Origin of the sequence: Metabacillus niabensis (assembly GCF_902829255.1) — a bacterium.
In the GTDB taxonomy this organism is placed as follows: Bacteria; Bacillota; Bacilli; order Bacillales; family Bacillaceae; genus Metabacillus; species Metabacillus niabensis.
Window position 1 is genome coordinate 1 of sequence record NZ_CADEPK010000281.1, and the last position, 9,867, is coordinate 9,867.

The 9,867-nt window shown below is 35.5% G+C and carries 10 protein-coding genes; 9 read left to right on the forward strand and 1 reads right to left on the reverse strand.

Going from position 1 to position 9,867, the window contains the following annotated elements:
• Nucleotides 1–128 precede the first annotated feature (128 nt).
• Nucleotides 129–479, forward strand: a complete 351-nt coding sequence (locus HU235_RS16310) for a YjgN family protein (RefSeq protein ID WP_174880880.1) — start codon at nucleotides 129–131, stop codon at nucleotides 477–479.
• Nucleotides 480–909: 430 nt separating this feature from the next.
• Here the strand turns inward: HU235_RS16310 and HU235_RS16315 are convergent, their stop codons facing one another.
• Nucleotides 910–1,065 (reverse strand): hypothetical protein, encoded by a 156-nt coding sequence (locus HU235_RS16315; RefSeq protein ID WP_174880881.1) that lies wholly within the window; start codon nucleotides 1,063–1,065, stop codon nucleotides 910–912.
• 425 nt (nucleotides 1,066–1,490) lie between these two features.
• On the opposite strand from HU235_RS16315, the gene HU235_RS16320 reads away from it, so the two are divergent.
• The 8 genes from HU235_RS16320 to ssuC all read left to right on the forward strand — a co-directional run bounded on the left by HU235_RS16320 (nucleotide 1,491) and on the right by ssuC (nucleotide 9,017).
• On the forward strand, nucleotides 1,491–2,717 hold the full coding sequence (locus HU235_RS16320) for a threonine synthase (protein ID WP_174880882.1): 1,227 nt from the start codon (nucleotides 1,491–1,493) through the stop codon (nucleotides 2,715–2,717).
• A 10-nt stretch (nucleotides 2,718–2,727) separates the two neighbouring features.
• Nucleotides 2,728–3,402 (forward strand): amino acid ABC transporter permease, encoded by a 675-nt coding sequence (locus tag HU235_RS16325; RefSeq protein ID WP_411828265.1) that lies wholly within the window; start codon nucleotides 2,728–2,730, stop codon nucleotides 3,400–3,402.
• Complete coding sequence (locus HU235_RS16330) at nucleotides 3,383–4,060, forward strand: amino acid ABC transporter permease (protein WP_174880884.1); 678 nt, start codon at nucleotides 3,383–3,385, stop codon at nucleotides 4,058–4,060. The genes HU235_RS16325 and HU235_RS16330 overlap by 20 nt, the downstream gene beginning before the upstream one ends.
• Before the next feature lie 15 nt (nucleotides 4,061–4,075).
• The gene (locus HU235_RS16335) at nucleotides 4,076–4,819 is read left to right on the forward strand and encodes an amino acid ABC transporter ATP-binding protein (protein ID WP_307190543.1); all 744 of its coding nucleotides are present in this window, start codon (nucleotides 4,076–4,078) and stop codon (nucleotides 4,817–4,819) included.
• Nucleotides 4,820–4,831: 12 nt separating this feature from the next.
• Nucleotides 4,832–5,713 carry a cysteine ABC transporter substrate-binding protein gene (locus HU235_RS16340; RefSeq protein ID WP_174880885.1) on the forward strand — a complete coding sequence of 294 codons (882 nt, stop codon included), beginning with the start codon at nucleotides 4,832–4,834 and terminating at the stop codon, nucleotides 5,711–5,713.
• A gap of 398 nt (nucleotides 5,714–6,111) precedes the next feature.
• On the forward strand, nucleotides 6,112–7,086 hold the full coding sequence (locus HU235_RS16345; RefSeq protein WP_174880886.1) for a sulfonate ABC transporter substrate-binding protein: 975 nt from the start codon (nucleotides 6,112–6,114) through the stop codon (nucleotides 7,084–7,086).
• Nucleotides 7,087–7,101: 15 nt separating this feature from the next.
• Nucleotides 7,102–8,247: an FMNH2-dependent alkanesulfonate monooxygenase gene (ssuD, locus tag HU235_RS16350; protein ID WP_174880887.1), complete on the forward strand. Its 1,146-nt coding sequence runs from the start codon at nucleotides 7,102–7,104 to the stop codon at nucleotides 8,245–8,247.
• A 5-nt stretch (nucleotides 8,248–8,252) separates the two neighbouring features.
• The gene (gene ssuC / locus HU235_RS16355) at nucleotides 8,253–9,017 is read left to right on the forward strand and encodes an aliphatic sulfonate ABC transporter permease SsuC (protein ID WP_174880888.1); all 765 of its coding nucleotides are present in this window, start codon (nucleotides 8,253–8,255) and stop codon (nucleotides 9,015–9,017) included.
• Nucleotides 9,018–9,867 lie beyond the last annotated feature (850 nt).

Sequence of the window (9,867 nt, forward strand, 5' to 3'; positions counted from 1 at the left end):
ATATAGCACTTAAAAATGAAATATATGTCATTCTATTTTACTTATAAGATTATGTAAATTTATTATTGACTTCTACTTTTAACTAATATAGTTTTATATGGTGATTATTAACAAAGGGGGTATATAGTATGAGTACAGAAGTAGTTATAAATAATGATATAACTTCTCAAAGAAATGAAAAATCATACTTTGATGGAGGTTTACTTCAGTACATAGGTTGGTCTATCCTAGGAGTTCTCGTTACGGTATGTACGCTTGGAATTTGCTATCCTTGGTCTTTTACTATGATTTTTAGTTGGAAAGCTAGGCATACGGTAATTAATGGTAGACGTTTAAAATTTACTGGAACAGCGATTGGACTATTCGGTAACTGGATTAAATGGTGGTTCCTCTGTATTATTACTTTAGGAATCTATAGTTTTTGGTTATTTATTGCTCTAGAAAAATGGAAAACAAAACATACTGTATTTCAAAATTAATAAAGAAGTCCTCTGCTTATGCAGAGGACTATTTTCTTGTTAAAATAAGCATCCTGCTATTCTCTTTGCTCTTAATAGAAGTATGGTAAGTGATGTATTTATTCTTACGAGTAGGAAATTTTTAAGCAAGTACCTTTAAAAATAAAAGAATAGAGAAGGGTTATAAATGAGGGTTAATTATAGGCGAATAACAAAGGGCAAAAATTGCAGATTTTCATCTGTGAACGACTTTTTACTAATGGGAATATGACAAGAGAAGATTATCTAAACATTTTTAATAAGACAGTCGGGAATATAGATGAAGGTTTATTTATTTTAAACCAACACCAATATTCCTTTACTTAAATATTGGTAATAAGCCAAATAATGTGACATAAAAATAGTATGATAAGTTGGTAATACGAAATTAGTTGTTCCCTTAAAATGTGAATTAAATAATAGATGTATTAGGATCAATAATATCACTTAAAACTAATATTTCATCATGAATTTGTTTTTTTAAGTTTGTATCGTCACATCTTTTGTAATCTTGTATTAATGAATAAAGTTCTTCAATAAATATAGTCATTTCTTCACTAGAGATCATAATTAAACTCCTTTACATAAACTAATTTAATTATGGGTATTTAGTTCTATTAATTCAATTATTTTCATTGAACTTACATTGGATAAATTTCGACATTAGAAAGGTAGAACATCGAGGAGATAAGTGATTTATAAGAAAATTAAGTAGGTCATTGGGGAAATCCTACGCACCTTGTGTGAATTGAAGAGCAATTCTGTACGAAAAGTTGTCGCTGTTTGCATGGACTATTAAAAACATGATTCAACTAGAGAACGATTTAATGCAATTATAAAATTTTTTAAATCATAGTTGACTTATCGGAAATATCCGATTAATATATTGTTAGTTTAATAAATAATTAGTTGATTGGACCACCAAAGACTACAATTTCTCTTTTTTTCAAAGGAGATGATTGTAGTCTTTCTTTTTTTTTAGGAGGAAGGTAAATGAATAATTACAGTTATATCTCACATTTGGAGTGCCCGAAATGCGGTGAAATATATAAGGGCGATCATATCTATCAATTATGCAAATGTGGGTCACCGTTATTAGTTCGCTATGATTTAGAAAAAGTGAAGGAAAATGTGTCACGTGAGGAGATTGCAAATCGCACTAATAGTTTATGGCGTTATCATGAGTTATTACCGATACAACAACAGAAAAATGTAGTAACACTTGGTGAAGGGATGACTCCTTTTGAAAAACTACCATCTCTCGGTGCTGAGTTTGGATTAAATCATTTGTACATAAAGGATGAAGGGGTCATTCCAACTGGTTCTTTTAAAACTAGGGGTGCAAGTGTAGGGATTTCAAAGGCGAAAGAACTAGGTGTAAAGCATTTAGCGATGCCAACGAATGGTAATGCAGGTGCTGCTTGGGCATTATATGCCGCAAAAGCTGATATAAAAGCGACCATTGTTATGCCTTTAGATGCCCCACAAATTACGCGTAAGGAGGTTTACATTGCAGGTGGGAACTTGCACCTTATTGACGGGTTAATTAGTGATGCAGGAAAAGTTGTGAGTAGTTTAGTTCAAAACTATGGAGTATATGATGCTTCTACGCTTAAAGAACCATACCGAATTGAGGGCAAAAAGACAATGGGATATGAGATTGTTGAACAATTTGGTTGGAAGGTCCCGGATGTTATATTGTACCCAACTGGAGGTGGAGTAGGGATCATTGGAATTTATAAAGCACTTCTTGAATTACAGCAATTAGGATGGATTGAGGATAAGAAGCTTCCACGTTTAGTAGCTGTTCAAGCTGAGGGGTGTGCTCCAATTGTTGAAGCTTGGAATAAAGGGGAAATAGAATCAAAGTTCTTTGAAAATTCAACTACATGTGCTTTTGGAATCAACGTCCCTAAAGCTATAGGAGATTTCTTAGTTCTTAAGGGAATTTATGATACAGAAGGCTGTGCGATTGCTATTTCAGAGGAGGAAATTTTGCGAACACAAAAGCTGATCGCATCGTTAGAAGGGAATTTCGTTTGTCCAGAAGGAGCAGCGACCTTTGCAGCAGCTAGGATTCTACATGAACAGGGGTGGATCGATGCAAATGAGCATGTCGTCTGCCTCAATACAGGTTCGGGTTTAAAATATCCTGAAACTGTTGTAATTGAAGGTGTAGAAACGATTAAACCAGGGCAGGAAATTTTGTTGAATATTTAATTGATAGTTGGTGAGGAAATTGACATTTGATTGGCAGTATATTGTGAATGTACTACCACATTATCAAACTGCACTGTGGATAACGGTGAAGCTTGCTAGTATTGGTATATTATTTGCGGTATTAGTTGGTATCACTTGCAGTGTTATTCAGTATTTTAAGATAAAGATGCTTACGAAAATTGTAAAAGTTTATTTAGAAATTGCACGGAACACACCGTTATTAATTCAATTATTCTTTTTATACTATGGGTTACCAAAGGTAGGGATAACGTTAAGTGAGGAATTGTGTGGAATTATTGGCCTAACGTTTTTAGGCGGGGGATATATGGCTGAAGTATTCAGAGCAGGATTTGAGGCTGTCTCGAAATCTCAAATTGAAACTGGTAAAGCAATTGGTCTCAGTAACTTACAATTAATGAGGTATGTTATTATTCCGCAAGCCTTTTCTTATAGTGTTCCTGGATTTGGTGCAAATTGTATTTTTCTTATAAAAGAAACATCTATTTTTAGTGGTATTGCAATTTTAGAACTTACGAATACAACGAAAAATCTCATGGGAATATTTTATAAAACAAATGAGGCATTATTTATGCTGGTCATTGGGTATTTAATTATTTTACTTCCATTAATATTGTTTTTAACATGGCTAGAAAGGAGAGTTAGACATGCTGAATTCGGGAATTAATGTTCTTTTTGAAGGCCTTAATATGCAGCGTTTATTTGAAGGACTTCTCATAACATTACGTGTCGCTCTCATAGCAGTCGTTATTACAATTGTGATGGGGTTCATGATCGGAATTATTCGAACATCGAAAAATAAACTAATTCAAGTTATCTTTAAAATTTATTTGGAGCTGTTTCGGATCATTCCAATTCTTGTCTGGCTGTTTGTAATCTATTATATTATTCCTGCTAATTTTAACTTTAATTTAAGTTCAGAAGCAGTAGCGCTTATTGTCTTTAGTTTATGGGGAGTAGCAGAGATGAGCGATATAGTACGGGGGGCAATTATTTCATTGCCAAGACACCAAATTGAGTCGAGTAAAGCGATTGGTTTAAGTGTTGTTCAAATGTACAGATTTGTTCTTATACCACAAGCTATAAAGCGAACAATTCCCCCGATGATAAATTTAGCAACGCGAATGATAAAAACTACTGCTCTATTAACTATGATTGGGGTTATTGAAGTAATTAAAGTTGGTCAACAAATCATCGAAGTAAATAATATCACCTATCCAATGGTTGCGTTTTGGATATACGGGTTTATCTTTTTCTTATATTTTTGTATTTGTTTCCCATTATCGTACTTTTCGAGAAAGCTAGAACAAAAATGGGCAGCATAAGGAGTTGTATACAACGTGGTTAAGCAAGTTCCTATTTTACAAGTAAAAGGTCTTATTAAAAAGTATGGTGATAAAGTTGTTTTAAATGGTATTGATTTTGAGGTTGAAAAAGGAAAGGTTATTGCGATTTTAGGTCCCTCTGGTTGTGGGAAAAGTACCCTTCTTCGCTGTCTTAACGGTTTAGAGGAGGTACAAGGAGGAGATATATTACTAGAGAATGAAAGTCTAATTAACGAATCAACGAAATGGCAAGAGGTACGACAACGGATTGGAATGGTTTTCCAAAGCTATGATTTATTTCCTAACTTAAGTGTAATGGAAAATATCTTGTTGTCCCCATTGAAGGTTCAAAAACGTAAACGCCAAGAAGCAGAGAGAAAAGCTATCGAATTACTTGAGCGTGTCGGCTTAGTGGAACGGGCAAATGATTATCCAAGGCAGTTATCCGGAGGGCAAAAGCAACGTATTGCAATTGTCAGAGCATTATGTATTAATCCGGAGATAATGTTATTTGATGAGGTGACTGCATCCCTTGATCCGGAAATGGTTCGTGAAGTATTGGAAGTGATTGCACAATTAGCAGAACAAGGGATGACAATGCTAATTGTGACACATGAAATGAATTTTGCGAAACTAGTTGCAGATAAAGTGATTTTTATGGATAAAGGAAACATAATTGAGCATGCATCTTCAGAGCAATTTTTCTTAAAACCACAAACAGAGCGCGCTCAACAGTTCCTTAATATATTACAATTTTAGGAGGAATAAAAAATGAGAAAGAAGTTTTGGGTTTTATTATTGTCAGTCATAACAATAGTTGTGATAACAGCATGTGGAAATAGTAAAACAAGTACTGGAAATACCGAAAATGGAACAGATTCATCAGGGAAAGTTACGTCAGTAATTGATGCTATTAAAGAGCGTGGCAAATTACGAGTTGCTGTATTTAGCGATAAACCCCCATTTGGTTATGTCGATGAAAAAGGGGAATATCAAGGCTATGATATTGTGTTGGCAAAACGTCTTGCCAAAGATTTATTAGGTGATGAGTCAAAGATTGAGTATGTATTAACAGAACCACAAGCAAGGGTAGACTTATTAAAATCTGATAAAGTTGATATTGTGTTAGCGAATTTTACTGTTACCCCTGAACGTCAAGAACAAGTTGATTTTGCTAATCCTTATATGAAGGTGGCAATTGGTGTCGTTTCACCAAATTCAGCAAAAATTGAATCTGTTGAACAATTAAAAGGGAAAAAATTAATTGTTCCAAAAGGTACTACTGCAGAAACATATTTTATGAAAAACCACCCAGATATTGAACTTGTAAAATATGATCAAATAACGGAAGCGTTTGAAGCATTAAAGGATGGACGTGGAGCTGCAATGGCACAAGATAATGCATTATTATTTGGCTGGGCAAATGAAAATTCTAATTTCACAGTTGGCTTATCATCTCTAGGGGAATTGGATTATATTGCACCAGCTGTGAAAAAGGGAAATACAGAGCTATTAGATTGGTTAAATAAAGAGCTTGAAACTTTAGGAAAAGAACAGTTTTTCCACAAAGCATATGATGAAACATTAAAGCCAGCTTTTGGTGATGATATTAGTGCAGATGATGTAGTTGTTGAAGGAAAAGTTGAGGAGTAATGTTCTAATAGCTGGTGGAGATTATATAGGTAAAAGTAAAGGGAAAATCACTACGAAAAGATTCTGATCTAATTAAAAAAGTACAGGGTGTGGGATTAATTTTTTATAAATTTGAGTTGACAGGTAGGAATAATAGGGAATATAATATCCATAAGTAATTAACCTAGCTGATCGGAACACCGAAGGCATAATCAATCATAAAATTGGTTATGCCTTTTTTGTTTAGCTAAGAGTTAGAAGCATAGGTAATAAGAAAAATAATTATGTAAGCCGACTGGAAAACTAGAGGCTCTCAAAAGAGTAATGTCTGTTACTTTTTTGAGGGCCTTTTCTCATTCAGTAATTTATGCAAAGGAAATACATCTATTTTATCACTTGAATAACAGGGGGGTTTTAGGATGAACTTGCGGATTGTATTATTCTTGGCACTTAGCATCTTTTTAACGTTTGTTGCAGGGTGCAGCTCACCGTCTAATGGTGAAGAGAAGGGGGGGTCAACAGAAAAAGAAGAAAAAACAATTCATATTGGTTATCAAAAATTTGGAACATTAAACATTTTAAAGGCTGATAAAAGCTTGGATGAAGCATTAGAGAAAGAGGGCTTCACAGTAAAATGGACAGAATTTCCTGCAGGTCCTCAATTACTCGAGGCGTTAAATGTAGGCAGTATTGATTTTGGTCACACTGGTGAAGCACCGCCAATTTTTGCTCAGGCTGCGGATGCGCCGCTAATCTACTTTGCTAATGAACCACCTAATCCAAAAGGAGAAGCCATTATTGTTCCAGAGGATTCTTCGATAAAAACGATTAAGGATTTAAAAGGGAAGAAAATTGGATTGAATAAAGGTTCAAATGTCCATTATTTGCTCGTAAAAGCCCTTGAAAAAGAGGGAATTAAATATGAAGAAATTGAAACTGCTTTTCTTCCACCAGCTGATGCACGAGCAGCATACGAAAAAGGGGAAATTGATGCTTGGGTTATATGGGACCCGTTTTTAGCAGATACAGAGCTTTCAACTAAAAGTCGAATTATTGCCGATGCAACGGGATTGGCTGCGAATAGAGAGTTCTTTCTTGCATCACGAACATTTGCAGAGAAAAATCAAAAGGTTTTAGATATCATCTACGAGGAACTTGAAAAAACTGAAGAGTGGGTATCTAAAAATCCAAAAGAAGCTGCAGAGTATTTATCACCTCAAATTGGGATGGATGTCGAAACGTTAGAACGTACTCTAACGAGAAGAACATTTGGTTTAGAAAAGATTACGAAGGAAGTAATCGAAGACCAGCAAGGGATAGCGAACCAATTTTACGAACTAGAGTTAATACCGAAACAAATTAAAGTTGAAGAAGCTACAACAAATGAAAAATAGGAAAGGATGAGTTTGATGAATATATTCTGGTTTATTCCTACACATGGGGATTCAAGATATTTAGGAGTTACTACGGGTGGTAGAGAAGTTAATTTGTCATACCTTAGACAAGTGGCACAGGCTGTTGACTCGTTAGGATATAAGGGAGCGTTACTTCCAACAGGGCGTTCTTGTGAAGATGCATGGGTCGTAGCTTCTTCCTTAATCTCTGTTACATCACAAATGAAATTTCTTGTTGCAGTTCGACCTGGTTTAACATCCCCTTCACAAGCTGCAAGAATGGCATCGACGTTTGACCGCTTATCTAATGGGAGATTGTTGATTAATGTAGTTACAGGTGGAGATCCCGTTGAGCTAGCTGGTGACGGATTAAACCTAAATCATAGAGAAAGATATGAATTGACTGACGAATTTCTAACGATTTGGCGCGAATTATTATCAAATGGAGAAGCGAATTTTGAAGGAAACTATTTAAATGTTAGCGGCGGAAAATTGCTATATCCACCTGTACAATCTCCTTATCCACCCTTATATTTTGGGGGATCTTCACAAATAGGCCATGAAGTAGCTGCTAAGCATATTGATGTATATCTAACTTGGGGTGAACCACCTGAAAAGGTTAAAGAAAAAATTTCACATGTAAGCAAGCTAGCTAAGCAGCAAGGAAGAACCGTACGTTTTGGAATTAGACTTCATGTTATTGTTAGGGAAACAGAAGAAGAAGCATGGAGGGCAGCAAGTGAATTAATCAAATATGTAGACGATGATCTAATTGCTGAGTCTCAGAAAATCTTTTCTCGCTTTGATTCTGAAGGTCAAAGAAGAATGTCCCAATTACATTCTGGAAGTAAGAATAACTTAGAAGTAAGTCCGAATCTATGGGCAGGTGTAGGTTTGGTTAGAGGTGGAGCAGGTACTGCGCTAGTTGGAGATCCTAAAACAGTTGCTCAGAGAATGAGAGAATATGAGGAAATAGGAATTGAGACTTTTATTCTCTCAGGTTATCCACATTTAGAAGAGTCGTATCGTGTAGCGGAGTTGCTGTTTCCATATTTAGAAATAGAAAAGCCATCTAATCATGGCAATCCAAGTATTGTTAGTCCCTTTGGGGAAATCGTAGCGAACGACCTTTACCCGAAAAAACTAAATGCAAATGGGTGATAGATATGAAGAAAGGTGTTAAACAATTTGTACCGTGGCTGGTTCCATTGGTGTTACTTATTACATGGCAGGTACTATCTTCAGTTGGCTTTATCTCTTCTAGAATTTTACCAAATCCATTAGATATTTTTAAGGCAGCAATTGAACTTACGAAATCTGGACAATTATTTAGTGACATTAGTATTAGTACGAAGAGGGCTTTTTTCGGATTTATTATTGGAGGTGGGATAGGGTTTTTACTCGGTCTTTGGAATGGTTTGTCTAAAGTAGCGGAAACGCTATTCGACACTTCTATCCAAATGATACGGAATATACCACATCTTGCTTTAATTCCCCTCGTCATTTTATGGTTTGGAATTGAAGAGGAAGCAAAGTTATTTTTAGTAGCACTTGGAACATTTTTCCCAATCTACTTAAATACATTTCACGGTATTCGTTCAGTTGATCCTTCGTTAATTGAAATGGGAAAGGTATATGGTCTAAGCGGATTTAGTTTATTCCGACATATCATTTTTCCAAGCGCTCTTTCCTCTATTTTAGTAGGTGTTCGTTTTGCACTAGGAATTACATGGGTGACATTGATTGTTGCTGAAACAATTGCAGCAAACTCTGGAATTGGCTATTTGGCAATGAATGCGAGAGAATTTATGCAATTAGATGTCGTCGTCTTAAGTATCATTTTATATGCAATTCTAGGAAAGCTTTCTGATTTTATCGCTAAAATCGCCGAGAGACGTTTTCTAAAATGGAATCCGAATTTTCAAAAATAGGAGGAGCATCGTGAATAGTAGAAGAGAAACTATGTTAGAGCTTGAAAGTGTTCAAAAGTCATTTGGGCAGCAAAATGTTTTAACGGGAATTGACCTTAAAGTAAATAAAGGTGAATTTATAGCGATTGTTGGGAAAAGCGGCTGTGGGAAAAGTACTTTACTGCGATTGATAGCTGGCTTGGAGCATCCAACAGGAGGAGAATTATTACTAAATGGAAAGTCAATAAATGAACAGAATTCTCCTGCTAAAATTATGTTTCAAGATGGTAGACTTCTTCCGTGGAAAACCGTAGAACAAAATGTTGGTTTAGGTTTAAAAAAGGAAAATCAAGAGAAAATTACAAAAATGCTGGAACAGGTAGGATTATCAGAGCGGGCTAAAGATTGGCCAGCTGTTTTATCTGGTGGGCAAAAACAAAGAGTCGCATTAGCAAGAGCGTTAGTACATGAACCTGAACTTCTGTTATTGGATGAACCACTAGGAGCACTTGATGCGTTAACTCGAATAGAGATGCACCAGCTAATAGAGGATTTATGGAAGCAAAAACAATTTACAGCTATTCTTGTTACACATGATGTGGAAGAAGCAGTCGCGTTATCAAATCGAGTTATTGTCATTGATAGAGGTGTAATTACTATGGAGCAAACGGTAAATCTCTCTTACCCCTGTCTCTTATACACATTGACGCTGCCGACGATACTCCTTGTGTAGATCTCGGTGGTCGCCGGATCATTAAAAAAAAAAAAGATAATATAACTGATAGATGATAAGTATAAGAAAACGAAAAAGAAGGAATCAATGCAACAATGAAGCAGTCGAAGGAGGTCAGAGAAAGACATACAGAATGCA

What these genes read in the sequence shown, in the direction of transcription:
- HU235_RS16310 (WP_174880880.1), top strand. Translation starts at nt 129, where the DNA reads ATGAGTACAGAAGTAGTTATAAATAATGATATAACTTCTCAAAGAAAT.
- HU235_RS16340 (WP_174880885.1), top strand. Translation starts at nt 4,832, where the DNA reads ATGAGAAAGAAGTTTTGGGTTTTATTATTGTCAGTCATAACAATAGTT.
- ssuC (WP_174880888.1), top strand. Translation starts at nt 8,253, where the DNA reads ATGAAGAAAGGTGTTAAACAATTTGTACCGTGGCTGGTTCCATTGGTG.
- ssuD (WP_174880887.1), top strand. Translation starts at nt 7,102, where the DNA reads ATGAATATATTCTGGTTTATTCCTACACATGGGGATTCAAGATATTTA.
- HU235_RS16345 (WP_174880886.1), top strand. Translation starts at nt 6,112, where the DNA reads ATGAACTTGCGGATTGTATTATTCTTGGCACTTAGCATCTTTTTAACG.
- HU235_RS16330 (WP_174880884.1), top strand. Translation starts at nt 3,383, where the DNA reads ATGCTGAATTCGGGAATTAATGTTCTTTTTGAAGGCCTTAATATGCAG.
- HU235_RS16320 (WP_174880882.1), top strand. Translation starts at nt 1,491, where the DNA reads ATGAATAATTACAGTTATATCTCACATTTGGAGTGCCCGAAATGCGGT.
- HU235_RS16315 (WP_174880881.1), bottom strand. Translation starts at nt 1,065, where the DNA reads ATGATCTCTAGTGAAGAAATGACTATATTTATTGAAGAACTTTATTCA.